Origin of the sequence: Anaerococcus sp. AGMB09787, from assembly GCF_022808955.1 — a bacterium.
Classification (GTDB): domain Bacteria; phylum Bacillota; class Clostridia; order Tissierellales; family Peptoniphilaceae; genus Anaerococcus.
Genome location: NZ_JAKZEY010000045.1, coordinates 22,503 through 43,084, shown reverse-complemented (window position 1 = coordinate 43,084; position 20,582 = coordinate 22,503). Strand labels below are relative to the sequence as shown.

Genomic DNA, 20,582 nt, shown 5'->3' with positions numbered 1-20,582 from the left:
ATCACACGCACAATTAAATAGGAAGTAATCATAGCAAAAAATACTTTATCACATAAAGCCTACGATGCAAATATCATATAGTATTTGCACCAATAGACAACTACGAAAAGGATATAGCTAGTATACTTAGAGAATTATGTTCAAGGATATAAATAAACATAATAGAAGCAAAATTGTGTCCAGACCATGTCAATATGTTAGAGATACCACCGAAATATTCAGTATCAGAAATAATGGGATACCTGAAAGGAAAAAGCTCATTAATAATCTTTGATAGACATGCTAACTTGAAATACAAATACGGAAACAGATATTTTTGGTGTAGAGGATATTATGTGGACACAGTTTATAGGAATGAAAAGAAAATAAAAGAATATATACAAAATCAATTAAAAGAAGATTATTAAACAGATCAAATAAGTATAAAAGAATACTATGCTCCTTTTACGGATAAGGAAGTCAAACAAAAATAAAGGAAACTCTAAAGCAGTAGTTGTGATAGTGGTGCATGTGAAAAAATATTCGACAGCCCCAATAGGGGCGTGCCGGTATTAGCTCATTTAGGTGCTGTGGAAACTTTAAGCTTTGTTGATAGTTTTGATTTTATGGACTTTTGCAACAGCCCTTGCTATCTCTCGTCTAATTTAATATATTTATTATTTTTTGAAAAAGATTTGTAAGCTGGTCTTATTATTTTATTATCTTGAATTTGTTCTAGTCTATGTGCGGACCAACCACTAATTCTAGATATTGCAAATAGTGGGGTATAAAGCTCTTTTTCTATATCAAGTATTTCATAGACGAATCCAGAATATAAGTCTACGTTTGCACAAGCAGGGTAGGGATTTTTATATTTTTCTTGGATTAGTTTTCCTCCTATTTCTTCTACGGATTCTATGAATTTGTATTTATCTATGAAGTTTTTTTCTATTGCAAGCTCTTTTGCTTTTTGTTTTAAAAGTTTCGCCCTAGGATCTGATAAGGTGTATACTGCATGACCTAGTCCGTAGATTAGTCCTTTTTTATCGAAGGCTTTTTTTTCTAATATTTTATTGAGGTAGTCTTCTATGGATTTTTTGTTTTCTATATTGTCAATATTTTTTTCTATATCATCTAGCATTTTGGATACTTTTAGGTTGGCCCCACCATGTCTTGGACCTTTTAAGGAAGCTAGTCCTGTAGCTATGGCTGAATAAGTATCTGTTCCTGAAGATGATACTACATGAGTTGCAAAGGCGGAGTTGTTTCCTCCACCATGTTCTGCATGGATTATTAGTAGTAGGTCTAAGATTTTTGCTTCTAGGTCAGTATAATTGTCTTCATTTCTTATAAGGTGGAGGATATTTTCTGCTATTGATTTTTCCTTTTTAGGATAATGTATTACTAGGGATTTTCCATCTATGAAATGTTTTTTTGCTTGGTAGGAATATGCCATTATAATGGGCATTTTTGATATTAGAGATATACTTTGTTTTAAAACATTTAGGGTATCTAGATTATCAGGATTTTCATCATAAGAGTATAGGTTTAGCATTGAAAGCATCATCTTATTCATTATATTTTTACCGGGTATTTTTAATAAGACATCTTCCAGAAAGTTTTCTGGTAGTTTTCTTTCTTCAACTAAGATTTCTTTGAAAAAGTCAAGGTCTTTTTTACAAGGAAGTTTATTAAATAGTAAAAGGTATATAACTTCTTCAAATCCAAATCTTTCACTTTCATCAAAATCTTTTACAAGATCATTTATTGAATAGCCTCTATAAAATAAGGATCCTTCTGAGGGGGTTTTTTCCCCATTTTCTATTTTATATCCAGATACATCTCCAACAGATGTTATCCCTACTAAAACACCTGTTCCATCTTTATTTCTAAGTCCTCTTTTTATGTCGTATATATCATATAGGTTTTTATCTATGGAATTATATTTTTCTATATAGTTAGCAAGTTTTTTTATTGATTCATCCATTTTAAGCTCCAAGATTTTCTATTATTTTTTCAGTGAAATTTGAAGTGGAATTTTCTCCTCCTAAGTCTCTTGTGTAATTTTCTTTAAAGGATAGGCTTTTATAGATTGCCTTTCTAATTTTTTGAGAAATTTCTATCTCTCCTATATCATCTAGCATTAGGCAGGCTGTTAATATCATGGCTGTTGGATTAGCTAAGTCCTTGTTGGCTATGTCTGGAGCAGAGCCATGGATTGATTCGTATATAGAAATATTATCTCCCTTATTAACTCCAGGCATTAGACCAAGTCCTCCAACTAAGCCGGCTCCTAGGTCAGATAGGATATCTCCATATAAATTTTCTGTTACCAATACATCAAATTGTGATGGATTTTTTACCATTTGCATTGCACAATTATCTACTAATATTTCTTCGAATTCTATTTGTGGATAGTCTTTGGAAATTTTCCTAGCACATTCTAAAAAGAGACCATCAGTTAGCTTCATTATATTTGCCTTAGTTACTACGCTTACTTTTTTTCTTTTATTATTTATTGCATATTCAAAGGCAGCTTTTATTATTCTTTCTGATTTTTTTCTTGTTATAATTTTTATTGAATGATATTCATCATCTGAAATTTTTTCTTCAATACCAGCGTATAGGTCTTCTGTATTTTCCCTAAATATAGTAAAGTCTACATTATCATATTTTAAATCTAAAGGCCCTGGCGCTTTTATAGGTCTAATATTTGCATAGAGGTCGTATTTTTTTCTTAATTCTACATTTATTGACCTAAAGCCATGACCTATGGGAGTTGTTATAGGCCCTTTTATGGCTATTTTATTTTTTTCTATTGACTTATATACATAATCAGGAATATAAGTTCCTTCTTGTTTAAAAACAGTCTCTCCAGCATTTACTTCTTCAAATACTACTTTAGAGCCAGCTTTTTTTAAAACTTTTTTCATGGCTTCTGCTACTTCAGGGCCAATTCCATCTCCCTTTATTAGTGTTACTAGCATATTAATCTCCTAAATTTAAATTTTTGGCGTAATTTAAGTACCCGCCTTCTAATAATATTTCTTTTTCCCTTTTTGAAAAATCACCAATAAGTTTTATGGATATATTTTTTGTTTTATCTATCAAGGTGAAATTTTTTGAATTTAAACTGTCAAAAGTATTTGCTATTTCTATTTGATCAAATTCATCAATTTCTTCATAGTCATTTTTATCTTCAAATACTAGGGGAATTATTCCAGAATTTATTAAATTAGACCTGTGAATTCTAGCAAAAGATTTTGCCACAACTGCTTTTATACCTAAGTAAAGAGGGATAAGGGCAGCATGCTCTCTTGAAGATCCTTGACCATAATTTTCTCCAGCAACTATAATACCACCATCATTTTCCTTACATCTTTGGCTAAAATCATCAATTATAGTTTTGAATGAAAATTCAGAAAGATAAGGAATATTTGACCTATAAGGAAGAAGTTTTGCATTTGAAGGGCATATATCATCAGTAGTAATTCCATCTTTTCCCTTAAATACAACTTTTTGTTCTATTTTTTCTAAAAGAGCTCTCGCAATAGGATATGGCTTTATATTTGGACCTTTTATAGTTTCTTTTGGTCTATCTTCCTTTTTTAAAGGCTCAATGAAGAAAGATTTAGGATGGTTAAAATTTTTTGGATTTTCAAATTCAAACTCATATTCTAGTTCACTTGGATCTGCAATATATCCTAAAATCGCTGAGACTGCACAAGTTTCTGGACTTGCAAGATAAATTTTTGCATCTAAGGTTCCAGAACGTCCTTTAAAATTCCTATTAAAGGATCGTAAACTTACCCCATTTGATTTTGGAGCTTGTCCCATACCTATGCAAGGGCCACATCCTGCTTCTAAAATTCTAGCTCCAGCCTTAATCATCTTTGCTAAGGCACCATTTTCAGATATTTTTTCTAAAATTGTAGCTGAACCAGGTGATATAACAAGTGATACGTCAGGGTGAACAGACCTACCATCCAAAATAGATGCTACCTTCATTAAATCTTGAAAAGATGAATTTGTACACGATCCTATTGCAACTTGGTCAACTTTAATTTTATCTAAATCTTTTACTTTCTCAAATTGATCAGGAAAATGAGGTTTTGCCACAGAAGGAACTATTTTAGAAAGATCAATTTCTATATATTCATCATAAGAGGCATCTTCATCTGCAAAAATTTCCATATAATCATCTTCTCTATTTTGACTTTTTAGATATTCCAAAGTATTTTCATCTGATGGAAAAATAGAAGTTGTAGCACCTAGCTCTGCTCCCATATTGCAGATGGTTGCCCTATCTGTTACTGAAAGAGATTTCACACCTTCACCAGAATATTCCATTATATATCCTGTAGCACCTTTTACAGTTAACTTTCCCAAAATTGTTAAAATAAGGTCTTTAGCATTAGAAGTTTTTGGAAGGCTATTTATAAGTTTTATATTGAATATTTTTGGAAGCTTAACAAAATAAAAACCCTTTGCCATAGCAACAGCAACATCAAGCCCACCTGCTCCAATTGCAAGAGAAGAAAGGGCTCCAGCTGTTGGAGTATGTGAATCTGAACCTATAAGGGTTTTTCCTGGTTTTGCAAATTGTTCTAAGTGAACTTGGTGGCAAATGCCATTTCCTGCTTTTGAAAAAGTTATTCCATATTTTTCACAAGCAGTCTTTATAAATAAATGATCATCTGGATTTTCAAAACCAGTTTGTAAGATATTGTGGTCTATGTAGGCTAGAGATTTTTCAGTTTTTACTTGGTCAATATCCATGGCTTCCAATTGTAAATAAGCCATAGTACCTGTAGAATCTTGTGTTAAAGTTTGATCTATTTTTATTGCTACTTCATTTCCTTCTGTTAGATCTCCTGAAAGAAGATGCTCTTTTATAATTTTCATAGAAATTGAATTTCCCATAAGTACTCCTATTTATTAATTTAACTCAGAATTAATATAATTCTATATTGTAATAAATTATATAAAATATTAAGTTATAAGTCAAGAATATTAGTCCATAGTATAAAATATTATGTGTAAAATAGAAAAAGAGAACTCAAACTTGTAAAGTTTTGTTAAGAAATAAAAGAAAAACATAAACTAACAAGGAGTTCTCTTATGAATAATTTTAACACAGATTTAATGCAAATACTAGCCCAAGGATTAGATATTAATGAATTTTTTAGGCAACAGTTAGAAATAGCTATTAATGATTTACTAAAATCAGAACTAACAGTATTTTTAGACTATGAAAAATGGGAATATAAAGGCTATGGCTCTGGCAATTCTAGAAACGGATATTATCACAGAAGCTTAAAAACTAGATTTGGAGAGCTTGAGCTTCAAATGCCAAGAGATAGAGCAGGTGAATTTAAGCAAGAAACAGTAAAGGCATATGCTAGAAACACAGATAATCTTGAGAATATGGTCATCACTCTATACAAGAAAGGTATAACTACAAGATAAATAGCAGATCTATTAGAAAAAATGTATGGAAACAATTATTCTCCAACAACCATATCAAACATCTCAAAGGTAATGAAAAATGAAATAGAAGCCTACCACAATCGCAAAATCAAAAAAGACTTTGTAGTTTTGTATTGTGATGCTACATACTTACCAGTAAGAAGAGATTCAGTAGCAAAAGAAGCCCTACATGTAATAATCGGTATAGATCCAAAAGGAAACAAAGAAGTATTAAACTATTCATTATTCCCTGAAGAATCAGCAAATAACTACAAAGAAATGCTAATAAATTTAAAATCAAGAGGATTAGAAAATGTACTGCTTTTTGTAAGCGATGGACTTGTAGGATTAAAAGAAGCACTTACAGACTTATACCCAAAATCAAAACATCAAACATGCTGGACACACTTAATTAGGAATATAGAAAATAAAGTAAGGGCAAAAGATAAACTAGAAGTAGCAAAAGATGCTAAACTAATATATAACTCAGATAATATAGATATAGCAGAAAAAAGATTAGCAGAATTTTTAACGAAATGGTCAAGAAAATATCCAAAACTTAGAAAAATGCTAGAAGGTAAAGATAATTTATTCACCTTTATGCTATTTCCAAAAGCAATAAGAAGAAGTTTGTATACCAATAATATATGTGAAAATTTCAATAAAGATATAAAAAGAAAATTAAAACAGAAAGTTCAATTTCCAAATGAAGAAAGCCTTGATAAAGCAATTTATATACTAGTATCAGAATATAATAATAAATTTTCTAATAGGACCCATCTTGGATTTGGATTGGTAAGATATGAGCTTAAAATGATGATAGAGGAATTAAGATAACAAAATTTATAAGTTGGAGTTTACACAAAAAATTTGACAATACCTAATTTTCAGATGGATACTGGGGGAATTGAGAAGAAAGAAAAAGAAGACTAACTAATGCTGGATATGATTATTATGTTATTCAGAGAAGAGTGAATGATATGTTACAGTTTTAGAGAATGAAATTCTATATAATTATGAAAAGTCAATAAGTATCCAGACATAGTATTATTGGAAAAATTTTGTGATAAATAGACAATATATACGTGGATATATAAAATTTAAAAATTCCAATGAGCAAATTTGATTTTGATTTTGGATAATTTCTTGATGTTGGAGTTAATGGATCTGTGAAAAGTTTTGTATATTAGATATATGTGATAGCTTACTAAAGTAGAAATTGATTTGACGATATAATAATATATGAGATATACTATTAGTAGTTGGCAGTGCAATATAGTATTCTACAAAATTTATTAGGAGAAGATATGAAAATTAAAGATTTTGAAGTAAAAGATGATAAAAGAAAAAAAGAACTTGAAGAAAAACTAAAAAATAAAAAAATAGAAAATGTATTGAGCTTATGGTATTTAATTAGATCAAAATCTAGATCTACTATAGCTGGTTCAAAGGACTGATTTTAACTAGGTTTATATTGCACTGTTAATGTTTATAAGAAGGAGTAAATGATTGGAATTAAAGGATTATTCATTAAAATTCAAAGATAATGTTTTATTTGAAGATTTAAACATCACCTTTAGAGAAAAAAAAATACACCATATATTAGGTAAAAATGGATCTGGCAAGTCTTCCTTTGCAAAGTCTGTTTTAGGGGCAGTCGATTATAAAGGAATGATAGATGTAAATAATAAGAGAACTATAGTAATAGGGAGCTATACAAATATACCTCTTGAATATAAAGTAAAAGATATTTTAGAAATTTTAAAAAATAAGTATAAAAATAAGTATAATGTTAATATTTATGAAAAAATTATAATAGCCCTAGATATAGACAGTATTCCTAGTGAAAATAAATTAGGAAATTTAAGTGATGGACAAAAACAAAAATTGAAATTATTATTTTTTTTGTCAAATAAGCCAGAATTGATTGTTTTAGACGAATTCACAACCTCTTTAGATAAAAAAACATCTATTGAAGTTTATAAATTTTTAAATGACTATATTGTAAATTTTGAATCGACAATTATTAATATAACTCATAATCTTTCTGACTTAAAGTACATGCCAGGGGTGTATTATATAGTTAAAGAAAGAAAGATACAAGGGGGCATAGATATGAAAGATGCGATTGACTTTTATATAGGTGGAGATATTTATGAAGAATGAATTTATAAGAGCGTTTAGAAATAAGTTTTTTTTATTTTACTTAGGAATTGGATTATTGTTTATTTTACTTGGTTATATATTATTAATCACTATAGATAATGTTAAAAATATAACTTTTCCAGATTTATCTTTAAGCGTGTATACGGTTTTTAGCCAATTTGGTCCAATGATATACACAGCTTTAATTATAACTACAATTAGTTCTGATTATAAGGACAAGAATATAGTATTCTATAAAGAAATGGGTAATAGTTCTGTCAAATATTTTTTGAAAAAAGTAGGTGTTATTTTTATAATATCTGTTTTTACTAGCTTCCTAGTTTCATCTATAGTGTGTCTTTTATATAATAGAATAGATATGTTATTGCCATACTTATTGAAGCTTGAAGCTTTGCTGTTATCTTTTGGCATACTAAATCTTATAATAGTTTTTGTTTTTAAAAATTTTACAAAATCATTCTTCATTAATCTTATGTTGTGGATAGGTGGCATTGTACTAGCTGGTACTAATGATAATTTATCATTTCTAGCATATTTTGATGCTTCTATGAATAATTATAATACTTTTGAACGAATTATAGATAAAAAGATTTTAAACCCTTACACTCTAGTATTAAATGATTATTTATTTGTATTTATTATATTAATACTAGCAATAGTAATGTCTTATATATTAAAAAAAAGGTGGTGGAAAAATGGAATTCAATAATGTTGCTATACTATTAACTGAAAATTGTAATGCTAGATGCGAAATGTGTTGTGATAGTAGAGGTCACGTTGTAGGAAAGACTTTAGATATTGACGAGATTGATTTGATTTTACAAAATATTTATGATGTAAGATCTATAAATCATATTAGCATAACCGGTGGGGAACCAATGCTATATAAAGATAGAATCGAATATATATTAAATTATAAATTTGATAGAAAAGTAAATATAAGCTTAAAATCTAATGGGTTTTGGGGAAAAGATTACTCGAAAGCAGAAAAATTTATATCTAAATACGCAAAAAAGATATCAAAGATATCTTTAAGCTATGATGAGTTTCATATACCTTTTATCAATGTAGATAGTTTAAGAAATATAATAAAGATTTCAACTAAAAATAATATTCCAACTGAAGTTGTAGCTTGTTTTATAAAAGATTCAATGAAGCCGGGAGATATATTAGATATGTTAGGAGATGATAGTTACTATACAGATTATTATTTCCAACCAGTTATAAAAACTGGCTCAGCTAGTAAATTTGATAATGATAAGTATATAAAACTGTTAGATGCAGATAGTGATGTTTTAGCTTGTATATCAACTAGCGACCCCGATCTAACCATAAATCCTAATCTTGATGTGTTTCCTTGTTGTTCTCAAGTTATAGAAAATACAATTTTAAAAATAGGAAATTTAAAAGAAAGTAACTTAATAGATATAATTCAGTCAATTTTACATAATGAAGTTTTTTGTACACTGTTTACTGAGGGATTTACCCCATTTTTGAATCTACTAAATAAAAACGATATTAACTATCCTAAAAAACTTGCGAGTCCCTGTGAATTTTGTGAGTTTTTGTTTAAATCAGATTGGTTTTTAAAAATATTGGAAAATGAAAAATTCTATTCATCTTCTAAGAAGCAGTGACAAAGAAATAATGGTTGGGGTAGATGAACAAAAATGCATAGTAAAATTAGATACAAATTATTATTTCTTAAATCATGATGAGTATAAAGTATATTTTAGCGATTTTAAATTATATGACATGGGCACTATACAAGATTCTCCTATTTTAGCATTTTTTATGTTAAGCACTATAATTTTTACTATTGTTGTTTATTTTTGTAACTTTAATTATAAGTTATATGATAATAATTTTATTTATGCAAATATCGTGTTGATACTAAACATTGCAATACATGAATGTGGACATGCCTTAATATTAAAGGGTTTTAGAAAGGAAAGTAAAATAAAGATTGGGTTTAAAATTTACTTTATATATCCAGCTTTTTATGTAGACACATCAGATAGTTATTTCCTTCCTAAGTATAAGAGAATAGCAGTATACTTAGCTGGGAATTTTTTTAATTGCATTTATATACTATTAACATGCTTGTTTATGCCAAGTATTGTAAAATACAATTATGTGCTAATATCCACTATTTTAATAAATTTTTTACCTATAATAAAATCAGATGGATACTATACAATAAAAGCCTTTTTTGGCAAGTACAACTTCGACATGTCGAAAAAAATAAAATTTATAGATGATACGGTCAGAGGTATGATAATGTTTATTCTTTTATATGTAATTAGCAAAATTTAATATAAGTGCATATTAAATTAAGATTATAATCTTTTGATAAAGTCCGTATAATTGTGTAAAAAGAAAAGGTCATTCAAAACCTAACTGGTACAATGTTTTTAACAACCAAAACTAAACCAGGAGGAATCAAATGACCCAATTACATTTTACGATTAGTTCAGAAGATATTCAAAGTTTAATTAAGGAATCTGTAGATAATAAAATAGCTAGAGATATACTAACTAAATTGTTCAATCAATTAATGGAAAAAGAAAGAAACGAATACTTAGAAACTGAAGCTTATCAGAGAGACCCAGATAGAAAAACTTACCGTAATGGATACTATAATCGTGCCTATACAACAAAAATAGGTAGCATAACTCTTAGAGTTCCCAGGAGTAGAGATGGAAAATTTTCTACTGAACTTTTTGAAAGATATCAAAGAAATGAAAAAGCTTTAATCTCGACCATGCTTGAAATGTATGTTCAAGGAGTATCAACTAGAAAAGTAACTAAAGTTATGGAAGAATTATGTGGACAAACCTACTCAAAGTCCTTTGTATCATCTTTAACAAAACAACTTGATAAAGATGTAAATGAATGGCTTAATAGAGACATAAGTATAATTAAATACCCATATCTTCTAGTAGACGTAGTTTACATAAAAGTAAGAGAAAACAGGAGAGTAGTATCTAAAGCTTGCCAGATTGCAATAGGAATAAGTGAAAAAGGTAAGCGTGAAATACTAGGTCTAGATATAAGCCAAGGAGAAACAGTAAGTAGTTGGTCCAATTTCTTTGAATATTTGAAAAAAGAGGGATATCAGGACTTAAAATGGTAATAAGCGACTCACACAAAGGTTTAGTTAGGACAATAAAAGAATCTTTTACAAATGTTTCTTGGCAAAGATGCCAAGCACATTTTATTAGAAATATATTAGAAAGATCACCAAAGAAAAATACGGAAGAATTTAGAGCCGATGTTAAAGCCTTATTTAAAATCAAAGATATCAAATTAGCTAGAAAAGTTAAAGATGAAATTTTCAACAAATATGAAAAAGATAAGAGATACGAAGCAAGTCTAAAAATATTAGATGAAGGATTTGAAGATTCAATTTGTTACTTGAGTATACGTAATTCTCATTCAAGATTAAAAACAACGAATTGTCTTGAAAGGCTGAATCAAGAAATTAGAAGAGGTGAAAAAGTGATTAGGATATTTTCTAATGAAGATTCAGCTATACCATTAATATCTAGCCCGTCGGCTTTTGGAGACCAATCCTCATTGATATCAATGAGGACCTCCTAACATCATCTAGATTGTATATCAAAATATAATAACGAATATTGTACTAGACTTATTTACACAATATTAAGGACTTGACTCTTTAATAGTTCCAAGAAAAATCTTTACTATGTTTAAAAACTACTTTAAATAAAAAGTATCCAATGAAAAATAATATTAGTGACAATGTAGATAAGAAAAGTAAATTTATACTTATATTTTCTCCCTTTATAATTTTAGGTAAAATTATAGTAGTATAACTTATGGGATTTGTTAAAGCTACACTCCTAGGTAGGTTCATAATTCCTCCCGACAGAAATAGTACTATATAGGATATAATTGTCTCAAAGGACGCTGTCTTAGTATATATCAATGTAAGAGCAGACATAACAAAAGATATCCCGAAAATTCCAACACTTTCTAATAGGATAGTCGCCATGATGGGTAAATTTATTAGCAATTCATTAAAAACAAATATTTTAAGAATTATAGAAATTATCATGATTTTTATAAAATTAAATAAATACCAGATAAAAACTTTAGCGAATATAATTTGAAATATTGTATAAGGCTTAATCATTAAATTTTGTAATGTTCCTAACTGTTTTTCAGTCGATATACACATAACTGATTCCGATAATATCCCACTTATCAGCACCCACGATACATAGGAAAAGTAAGTTGAGTTCAAATCATTTCCTAGTCTAAGTATTACAAAAAGTATTAATAGCTGTACTACAGTTCCTACTATATAATCTGGATAGTAAAATTTCATTTCTTGTTTAATCTTATTAAATTCCGCTTTTATTAGATTCATTTAATTTCTCCATTAAAATTTCTTCCAAATCTATCTCCGCTCTATTAATTTCAATAATATTTTCTAGTTTTATGCTATATAAAGTGTTTATTATATTGCCACTAACTTGTTTACTAACTATCTTGGACCCTTCTTTATACTTTATCATAAATTTTTTCTCATACTCATGTAAACTAAAGTCTTCAATCATACCATCTTTTAATAAAATAACTCTACCATTTATCTTTTCAACAACATCTATTTGATGTGTTGTAAGTAGTATAGAAATTTTCTTTTGTATGGCTAAATCTTTTAAAATCTTAATAATTGATACTTTACTTTCTATATCTAACCCTAAAGTAGGTTCATCTAAAAGTAGTAATTTAGGTTCAGATAATAAAGAGATTATTATAGCTAATTTTTGTCTCATTCCTAAAGAATATGTGCCTACCTTTTTATTCTTAAACTCATAAATAGAAAACTTGTTTAATAAGAAATTTACATACTCATAGTTAACATCTATATTGAGTAACCCAGAAAAATACTCTATATTTTGCATAGCTGTTAGATAACTATAGACATTAGCAGATGACTCTAGTAAAGCTGATACTTCAGAAAAGTATTTTTTAGAATTGTAGTCAGATATCTCTATATTATCAAATAGTATATGACCTGAGTCTTGCTGTAACATTCTTAAAATACAATTTATTAGAGTAGATTTTCCAGAACCATTTTTCCCTAAAAGGCAAACAATTTCTCCGTTCTCCAGTTTGAAGTTTACATCCTTTAATACTTCATTATCCCCAAATGTTTTTTTTAAATTACATACCTCTAGCATTAGCAATTTCCTTAATGATACCTACCTCGTTTTTCAGAATAAAGTCTTTATTACATTTAAATCCATTTATCTTATTCTGGTAGTCGCATCCACCAAAACATATAGGAAGAATTTCACAATTTTTACATTCAAATGATAACGAGTTTATCTTTTCATTAAAATTATTTATTTTTTTCTCTTGCAAAGTCTCAACATCACTTGATTTGTCGCTAATTAAATAATTGTCATTTTCAATTGCGTTTATGCACGAATAAATCTCACCTTCTGGATTTATTATATAATAATTACTTTGAGTCATCGCACATCCTAAATACATATCTCTGTAAAAAGGTAAATAATCATTTCCTTTTTGAATAGCATATTTATGAGCTTGATACCATATATCTCCTGTATACTGAATACTATTATTTTGATCATCGTTGCTATCAAATATAAGACTAAAGAAAACAGGGTAATTTATATTATTAACTTCAAGAAAATCAATAATTTTATGAACATTTTTATAATTATATTTAGATATATTACAATTTAATAAAATATTAACATCACAATAATATTTTTGTAGATATTTTAAGTTTTCAATAATACGTTCAAATGACCCACCACTATTATTATTTCTAAAATTATCATGATCCTCTTTTAAGCCATCTATTGTTATTTGAAAATTTTTGATATCATGGTCTTTTAATTGATTTATAATACTTGCTTGATTTAACAGTGTACCATTAGTTACTAATGAGTAATAAATTCTTTTATTCATATTATTAGAGGATATAAAACGAGATATCTTTAATATATCTTCTAAATACATCAACGGTTCCCCACCTATAAAGCAAATATCAAGATCTGAAAATTCTTGATTTTGTATAATGTTTGAAACTACTTTAATTATATCTTTCACATTATTATCTTTATGATCTTTAATATTTGACTGATAACAATAAGAACAACTTAAATTACATCTATATCCCAAATGTATCATAAATCTTCCGACCTCATCTTGAGTGTTGAAATCATATGCTATTTTAACTAGATCTTCATAGTTATTTGAGTTATTCTCTGAAATGATAAAATGTTCTTTTAGATACTCAAGCTGATTTTCATCAATGTCTTCATCAATAGTGTTCCCTCCATTAATAAAAAAACTATCTTCTACAATCAAAAAAGTCTTACTAATTAGATTGTACAATATATATCCTTCGTTATGTTTAATTTTTATAGTGTACTTATTTAATTTCATTTTCACATTCCTCTACAATATTTATTAGCTTATTAAGATTGCTTACACTTTTTATGCTAACATCTGTTTTGTTCAAATCTGATATATTACCATATGGAACTATAAAATAATCCAAATCTAAATTCTTAAACAAGCTATATTTTTGTTTCACTCCACCTATGGAATACACATTACCAAATAGATCAATCTCCCCAGTAACCATGTAAGTTTTCTTTAATTCCATATTATTAATAAAAGAGAATAGAAGTAAATATATTCCTAAAGAAGCAGAAATTCCCGCTTTTCTATAATTATAATCTTTAAAATGTATATGTAAAAACTTTGGGATACCAAAACCTAAGCGTTTTAGATTACTTAAACTTAGATATACTGACTCCTCGATTTCTTCATCAATTAGGCCAGTTATAATTAGGTTATCACTGTTATTATCTTTCAATATTTGAACTTCTATAGTTTTCCCATCTGTAGCACTTACGGAAGGTATAAATATATTATTCATCTTATTCTCCTAAATATGTAATATGTAGTAAAGAGATTTGAAGCTCAACTACTTTATATTAGTATTGCTGATATATCATTCTTTGTGTTTTTTGACAACATGAGTATTCTTTTTTTAGATTTCTTAAATCTTTTCCTCTATTAACCACAACAATCTTTTTATTTTTTTTACCATTAAATTTAACTTTTTTATTCATATTCAAACTCCTGTTTTAATAAGTGGATTATATACATAATAAATAGCATTATGTACTTTAATTAGCTTCAAATCTCCTAATTATAATTATAACATACTTTAAAAATATTTTTTATAATTAGCATCATAGTATAAAATATTATGTGTAAAATAGAAAAAGAGAACTCAAACTTGTAAAGTTTTGTTAAGAAATAAAAGAAAAACATAAACTAACAAGGAGTTCTCTTATGAATAATTTTAAAACAGAATTAATGCAAATCCTATCCTAAGGTTTAGCAGGCTAATAGTATAATATCAATTAAATGTTTAGAAGGACTTATTTTAAGGTATATATGTAATAATACTAAAGAACTTAACATAAGGAGAAATTATGGAAATAAAAAAAGTAGTAGTATGTGGAGGAGGAGTCCTAGGAGCTCAAATCGCCTCCAAGTAAATTCATGGAGAAACAACTGGGCTGAATTATCAACATATTTCAAATATCCAGAAGGAATAAGAAAACTAATATATACAACAAATAGCATAGAAAATTTTAATAGACAACTTAGAAAAGTAACAAAAAACCAAACAATATTTCCAAGCGACTATGCCCTACAAAAAAGCTTGTATCTAGCGATGGTAGATGCTTGAAGTAAATGGACGATTAGAATAAGAGGATGGGATCAAATATTGTCACAACTATCAATATTTTTTTAAGGCAGAATTTAAATTTTACCATCAAAATAATAAGAAATCCAATTAGGAAAAAAGGGAGATTTTTAGAAAAATTTTGACCTTTTAGTTTAATTGTGCCAAAACTAGGTTACAAATATCTGAACTTTCAGATTTTAGTAATAAAAGTATATTTTTTTAAAAATATTAGCTCACAACCTATCAGGAGGAGCTGATACACAAAACTTTTCACATACCCTAGACAAACCCTAGCCTTTTGCCGGGGTTATTTCTACTATTTAGTTTAATATTAAGCTCTTGCAAAAATCTCATTATAAAATGGTGGGGTTTGACCCCCATTTCCTAATATTTTATCTAATAATATTGCTAATTTCATCATATTCAGGCACGCAAAACTGAGGGCTGCTTTCAGATCCACTTTTGCTTTTCCTATCATATTTGTATATATAAAGCCATGGTATTCTTTCGCACTTCCAAATTGTCTTTATATTGTTTCTTTTCTTAATTTGTAGTCTTCTTTACTTCTTTTGTTAGTCTATACTATTTACAATAATCTAGGTAATATTGCCATATATGTCTTGTTATTACTTTTTGATGTGTTTTACTTACTATACATCTTTTTAAATTTGGACAATTTTCACAGAGATTCTTTTTACTTTTGTCCATCTTTGTTCGTTGTTGAGTACAATATTATTTTATTTTATGGGCAGAATAGCAATAGTTAATTTCATCATATCTATATTCTATCGGATAAAATGAGTTTTCTAATTTCAAAATTCATTTGGGACTTGTATATGGGAATACTGGCATTATTGATTTATATATTAGTTCTTTTGCTATTTTGCTGTTTCATGCATCCATTATTATTTTATCCAGGTCATATTTTTCTAGTCTTTCTTTTAAGAATGTTTCAAATGTATTACTATCATTAAGATTTCCAAGGTATGTTATATATCATGGTATCCAACCGTTTTTATCACAGGATGTTTGTATTGAATATGCAAATACTTTTTTGCGCTTTCCTTTATGGAACAGTCCACTTTCCAGAGCTATTGTTGATTTAGTTTCTTTTTTATATTCTTTGTTTTCTGGAAAGTTTATTTCATTTTTCCATGTTTTTCTCTATCTTCGTTTATTTCTTTTCCAGTTTCTTTTGATAACTTTTTGTTTTATATTTACTTTTTGATTTTTGTGCCTATTTGCATTAGCTTTTATATGTGTTGAATCTATAAATTGTATTTTTTTTATCTACAAATCCATCTTTAAGTGCTTGATTTAATATGTTTTTAAATATGTGATTGAATATGTTTGTATCTTTGAAGCTTCTTTTATAGTTTTCCCAAATGTTGAAATATAAGGTGTTTTATCATAAAAGTCTAATCCTAAAAACCGACCATATGCTACGTTTACTTCTACTTCTCTAATTGTTTTTCTCGTGCTGTTAATATTAAAGAGATATTGTATGAATATTAGTTTGATTAGTATTACTGGCTCAATACTTGGCCTTCCATTATCTAATGAATACTTTTCTTCTACTAGATCATAAATGAAATCGAAGTCTACATATTTATCTATTTTTCTCAAAATATGGTTTTTGATACTAATTGTCTACTGATATCATTTGTATTTGATCTGATTTATTTTATGTAACATATCTGCCTCCATCTATTTAATTAATACCCTTAAATGACTTGATTGAAGCATTTATGGATTAAAAAACAGGTAGATTATGTATTTTCTACCTGTTTTGTCTACAGTCTGGATCCCTTAGGGGATCTTTTTTAGTGGCTATATACCTAGGTAGGCAGATTTTATAGCTGAATCATTCTTCAAATCAGAAGCCTTACCTTCTTTTACAATTTTTCCTGTTTCTAGGACATAGGCTCTATCTGCAATATCCAAGGCAAGGTTTACATTTTGTTCAACTAACAATATTGTCTTTCCTGCTTTTTTAAGGATTTTCAAAGTATCAAAAATTTTTTCTACAAATAAGGGTGATAAACCCATGGAGGGTTCATCTAATAGCAAGACCTTTGGTTGTGTAAGAAGGGCCCTAGCCATAGCTAGCATTTGTTGTTCCCCACCTGATAGGGTGCCTGCTTTTTGGAATTTTCTCTCTTTTAGAACAGGGAAGAGGCCGTATATTTTTTCTATATCCTCATTTATTCTCATATCATTGTTTTTTATAGCTACGGTTGCAACTATAAGATTATCCTCAACGCTTAAATCGCTAAAGATCCTCCTACCTTCAGGAACATGACCTATGCCTGCCCTACTTATACGGTAGGCCTTTTCTTTTTTGATGGATTTTTCCTTGAATAATATATCTCCACTTTTTGCTCTCAATAGTCCTGATATGGCTTGCAAGGTCGTTGTTTTACCGGCACCATTGGCGCCTATCAAGGATACAACCTCGCCTTCTTCGACCCTAAGACTTATGCCCTTTAGGGCTTTGATGTTGCCATAGGCTACTTCTAAATTTTCTATTCTTAATAAACTCATGCTGATCTCCTAACCCAGGTAGGCCTTTATAACTTGTTCGTCTTCGATAACCTCTCTAGGATTTCCTTGGTGAAGGATTTTACCATAATTTAAGACTATAAGTCTTTCCGATACTCCCAAGACCAAGTTCATATCATGCTCTATAAGTAAAATTGAAACGCCAGTTTTTTCCCTTATTGCCTTTATTGAAGCGACTAGCTCTTCTGTTTCAGCATCATTCATCCCGGCTGCTGGCTCATCTAACAAGAGTATCTTGGGATTTGTAGCAAGGGCTCTAGCTATTTCAAGCTTCCTTTGGTTACCATAAGATAGAGAACCTGCAAAGGCCCTAAAGTATTTCTTCATACCAAGGAAGTCTAGGATTTCCTTGGCTACTTGGCTAGCATGATTTTCTTCCTTCCAATATCCTGGAAACCTAAACATACCAGATACAAGACCGTAATTCATATATTGGTTCATAGCAAGTTTTACATTATCTAGAACAGTTAAGTTATCAAAAATTCTTATATTTTGGAAGGTCCTCGCTATACCAAGCTTAGATAATTTATCAGGAGCCATACCATTTATATTTTTACCATCTAATATAATCTCTCCTTTGCTTGGGGTATATATACCAGATAACATATTGAAAAGAGTGGTTTTTCCTGCTCCATTTGGACCAATTATGCCAAGTAATTCGCCATTTTTTACTTGAAAGCTTATATTATCTATGGATTTTAATCCTCCAAAGGATATGCTCAAATTATTCACTTCAAGTACATTTTCATTTACAACTTGCTTTACTTGCATATTCAGTATCTCCTTTCTTGTATCTATCAATATTTAGTAAGTTCCTAATGGAAAACTCACTCCTCCCGAATAGACCTTGTGGCCTACGTATCATCATTACTATTAGTATAACTGCATAGATTACCATCCTCCATTCAGCAAGTGGTCTTAGAAGCTCTGGAAGGACGGTAAGTCCAATAGAGGACACTATAGCACCAGTCATAGACCCCATTCCACCGAGAACTACCATAACTAGGTAGTCAAAAGACTTGTTGTAGTTAAAGATACTAGCTGTAAGGACACCGAAGTTTTGAGCATACAAAGAACCAGCAATACCAGCAAATACAGCTGATAGGGCAAAGGCTAGGCCCTTGTACTTGGTTACATTTATTCCACAAGCCTCTGCGGCTAGTTCATTATCCCTTATGGATAAGACTGCCCTTCCATGTCTACTAGATGCATAGGTAAAAATCAAAGTAACTAATAAGACCATTACAAAGAAAAATTTATAAAAGGTCTTTGTAGTAGGGATGCCAGCAAGGCCCTGAGCTCCTCCTGTTATAGATAGATTTTCTATAAAGACCCTTATTATCTCTCCAAAAGCAAGGGTTACTATAGCCAGGTAATCTCCCCTTAGCCTAAGGGCTGGTATTCCTATCAAAAATCCTGCTATACCAGCTACTAGACCTCCTATTATAAGGCTTATAATAAAGCCAAGAAATCCTTCTATGACCCCTGTCTTCAAAAATATTCCTGCAGAATAGGCTCCCAATGCCATAAATCCAGCATGGCCCAAGTTAATCTGACCTAGGATACCGACTGTTATATTAAGTGAAGTTGCCATAATTATATTGATGCATATTAAGATAAAAATATTTTGCCAATAAGAATTTATTAGACCTAGGCTAATGAGTACTTGGATAAGTAAAAATAATCCAATAACCAAGGCCCCTGTTACACAATAAGTAATTTTTCTATTCTTAGACATATCACACCTTTTCTTTCTCAAGTTTTCCCAACAAACCATTTGGCTTAACTAACAAAACCACTATTAAAATTAGAAAAACTATAGCATCTGCATAGGCACTTGATAAAAAAGCCCTGGTTAGGATTTCTATTATACCTAAGATAAGTCCACCAATTACTGCCCCAGGTATAGAACCTATACCACCGACTACTGCTGCAGTGAAGGCTTTGATACCAAGCATAGATCCCATAAAGGGTTGGATCTGTGGATAGGTCGATACATACAAGACTGAAGCTATACCCGCTAGAGCTGATCCGATGGCGAAGGTCATAGTCATTACCCTATCTACATTTATTCCAATTAGCTCACTAGCTCCAGTATCTTCACTAACTGCGAGCATGGACTTGCCAAGCTTGCTTTTGCTTACAAATAAGTTTAACAAGCTAGTTAAGACTATTGTAACGATAATAGTAATAAGGGTAGATAAGGATAGGTGGATACCGAAGAAACTTACTGACATATCAGGCAATAAGGCTGGTATTGGTTTAGCCGATGATGTAAATATCTTAACAAATAAATTTTCCAAAAATAATGAAACACCAATAGTTGTAATCAAAAGTGAAATCTTTGAAGAATTTCTAAGGGGTTTATAGGCAACCCTCTCAATTAAAATTCCTAGGAGGGTGCAGGCAATTATTGTTGGAAAGATAGATAACCATAGAGGAAATCCCTTATCAAAGATAGGTAAATTTATAACTAAAAATACTGTATAGCCACCTACCATAATGATATCACCATGGGCAAAGTTAATTAGTTTGGCTATACCATAGACCATGGTATAGCCTAGGGCTACTAGGGCATATATACTACCCAGTTGTAGCCCATTAAACAATTGGCTTATAAAATCCATGA

18 protein-coding genes and 5 pseudogenes are annotated in these 20,582 nt (G+C 29.4%); 10 read left to right on the top strand and 13 right to left on the bottom strand.

Translation table 11 applies throughout. The features are described from left to right. The first annotated feature begins 30 nt into the window (after window positions 1-30). A pseudogene (gene tnpA / locus MUN42_RS08055) lies at window positions 31-473 on the top strand (IS200/IS605 family transposase). Between the two features lie 155 nt (window positions 474-628). Here the strand turns inward: tnpA and MUN42_RS08050 are convergent. From MUN42_RS08050 to MUN42_RS08040, 3 genes are read right to left on the bottom strand one after another with little or no spacing between them, the layout of a single operon-like run. Beyond that, entirely contained in the window at window positions 629-1,966 is a 1,338-nt protein-coding gene (locus tag MUN42_RS08050) for a citrate synthase (protein ID WP_243344204.1), read from the bottom strand. 1 nt (window position 1,967) lies between these two features. Beyond that, on the bottom strand, window positions 1,968-2,966 hold the full coding sequence (locus MUN42_RS08045) for an isocitrate/isopropylmalate dehydrogenase family protein (RefSeq protein ID WP_243344203.1): 999 nt from the start codon (window positions 2,964-2,966) through the stop codon (window positions 1,968-1,970). Window position 2,967: 1 nt separating this feature from the next. Further along, window positions 2,968-4,902: an aconitate hydratase gene (locus MUN42_RS08040; RefSeq protein WP_243344202.1), complete on the bottom strand. Its 1,935-nt coding sequence runs from the start codon at window positions 4,900-4,902 to the stop codon at window positions 2,968-2,970. A 198-nt stretch (window positions 4,903-5,100) separates the two neighbouring features. Between MUN42_RS08040 and MUN42_RS08035 the strand changes: the two are divergent. From MUN42_RS08035 to MUN42_RS08000, 8 genes and pseudogenes are all read left to right on the top strand, one after another. Further along, window positions 5,101-6,285 (top strand): annotated as a pseudogene (locus tag MUN42_RS08035) (IS256 family transposase). 56 nt (window positions 6,286-6,341) lie between these two features. Next, window positions 6,342-6,443, top strand: a pseudogene (locus MUN42_RS08030) (lysozyme); the annotation flags it as partial. A 312-nt stretch (window positions 6,444-6,755) separates the two neighbouring features. Continuing rightward, the gene (locus tag MUN42_RS08025) at window positions 6,756-6,905 is read left to right on the top strand and encodes a hypothetical protein (RefSeq protein ID WP_243344201.1); all 150 of its coding nucleotides are present in this window, start codon (window positions 6,756-6,758) and stop codon (window positions 6,903-6,905) included. Between the two features lie 52 nt (window positions 6,906-6,957). Further along, the gene (locus MUN42_RS08020; protein ID WP_243344200.1) at window positions 6,958-7,614 is read left to right on the top strand and encodes an ATP-binding cassette domain-containing protein; all 657 of its coding nucleotides are present in this window, start codon (window positions 6,958-6,960) and stop codon (window positions 7,612-7,614) included. Next, window positions 7,604-8,323: a hypothetical protein gene (locus MUN42_RS08015; protein WP_243344199.1), complete on the top strand. Its 720-nt coding sequence runs from the start codon at window positions 7,604-7,606 to the stop codon at window positions 8,321-8,323. The genes MUN42_RS08020 and MUN42_RS08015 overlap by 11 nt, the downstream gene beginning before the upstream one ends. Beyond that, window positions 8,310-9,251 carry a radical SAM/SPASM domain-containing protein gene (locus MUN42_RS08010; RefSeq protein WP_243344197.1) on the top strand — a complete coding sequence of 314 codons (942 nt, stop codon included), beginning with the start codon at window positions 8,310-8,312 and terminating at the stop codon, window positions 9,249-9,251. The genes MUN42_RS08015 and MUN42_RS08010 overlap by 14 nt, the downstream gene beginning before the upstream one ends. A 10-nt stretch (window positions 9,252-9,261) precedes the next feature. Next, the gene (locus MUN42_RS08005) at window positions 9,262-9,930 is read left to right on the top strand and encodes a hypothetical protein (RefSeq protein ID WP_243344194.1); all 669 of its coding nucleotides are present in this window, start codon (window positions 9,262-9,264) and stop codon (window positions 9,928-9,930) included. A 130-nt stretch (window positions 9,931-10,060) separates the two neighbouring features. Beyond that, window positions 10,061-11,246, top strand: a pseudogene (locus tag MUN42_RS08000) (IS256 family transposase). Window positions 11,247-11,984: 738 nt separating this feature from the next. On the opposite strand, the gene MUN42_RS07995 reads toward MUN42_RS08000, so the two are convergent. From MUN42_RS07995 to MUN42_RS07980, 4 genes are read right to left on the bottom strand one after another with little or no spacing between them, the layout of a single operon-like run. Next, entirely contained in the window at window positions 11,985-12,827 is an 843-nt protein-coding gene (locus MUN42_RS07995; RefSeq protein ID WP_243344192.1) for an ABC transporter ATP-binding protein, read from the bottom strand. Next, window positions 12,811-14,067: a radical SAM protein gene (locus tag MUN42_RS07990; RefSeq protein ID WP_243344191.1), complete on the bottom strand. Its 1,257-nt coding sequence runs from the start codon at window positions 14,065-14,067 to the stop codon at window positions 12,811-12,813. Before MUN42_RS07990 ends, MUN42_RS07995 begins: the two co-directional genes overlap by 17 nt. Then, window positions 14,054-14,566, bottom strand: coding sequence for a S16 family serine protease (locus MUN42_RS07985; protein WP_243344189.1), 513 nt, complete (start codon window positions 14,564-14,566; stop codon window positions 14,054-14,056). Before MUN42_RS07985 ends, MUN42_RS07990 begins: the two co-directional genes overlap by 14 nt. 58 nt (window positions 14,567-14,624) lie before the next feature. Then, on the bottom strand, window positions 14,625-14,762 hold the full coding sequence (locus tag MUN42_RS07980) for a hypothetical protein (RefSeq protein WP_243344188.1): 138 nt from the start codon (window positions 14,760-14,762) through the stop codon (window positions 14,625-14,627). Window positions 14,763-15,193: 431 nt separating this feature from the next. On the opposite strand from MUN42_RS07980, the pseudogene MUN42_RS07975 reads away from it, so the two are divergent. Continuing rightward, window positions 15,194-15,376: pseudogene (locus tag MUN42_RS07975) on the top strand (transposase); the annotation flags it as partial. 346 nt (window positions 15,377-15,722) lie between these two features. Here the strand turns inward: MUN42_RS07975 and MUN42_RS07970 are convergent. From MUN42_RS07970 to MUN42_RS07945, 6 genes are all read right to left on the bottom strand, one after another. Then, window positions 15,723-15,869, bottom strand: coding sequence for a hypothetical protein (locus tag MUN42_RS07970; RefSeq protein WP_243344185.1), 147 nt, complete (start codon window positions 15,867-15,869; stop codon window positions 15,723-15,725). A gap of 839 nt (window positions 15,870-16,708) precedes the next feature. Continuing rightward, on the bottom strand, window positions 16,709-17,017 hold the full coding sequence (locus MUN42_RS07965) for a transposase (RefSeq protein ID WP_243344183.1): 309 nt from the start codon (window positions 17,015-17,017) through the stop codon (window positions 16,709-16,711). 204 nt (window positions 17,018-17,221) lie between these two features. Next, window positions 17,222-17,935, bottom strand: a complete 714-nt coding sequence (locus tag MUN42_RS07960; RefSeq protein ID WP_243344182.1) for an ABC transporter ATP-binding protein — start codon at window positions 17,933-17,935, stop codon at window positions 17,222-17,224. A 9-nt stretch (window positions 17,936-17,944) separates the two neighbouring features. Further along, window positions 17,945-18,724 (bottom strand): ABC transporter ATP-binding protein, encoded by a 780-nt coding sequence (locus MUN42_RS07955; RefSeq protein WP_243344180.1) that lies wholly within the window; start codon window positions 18,722-18,724, stop codon window positions 17,945-17,947. Beyond that, entirely contained in the window at window positions 18,699-19,691 is a 993-nt protein-coding gene (locus MUN42_RS07950) for a branched-chain amino acid ABC transporter permease (RefSeq protein ID WP_243344179.1), read from the bottom strand. Before MUN42_RS07950 ends, MUN42_RS07955 begins: the two co-directional genes overlap by 26 nt. 1 nt (window position 19,692) lies before the next feature. Then, complete coding sequence (locus tag MUN42_RS07945) at window positions 19,693-20,580, bottom strand: branched-chain amino acid ABC transporter permease (RefSeq protein ID WP_243344178.1); 888 nt, start codon at window positions 20,578-20,580, stop codon at window positions 19,693-19,695. Window positions 20,581-20,582 lie beyond the last annotated feature (2 nt).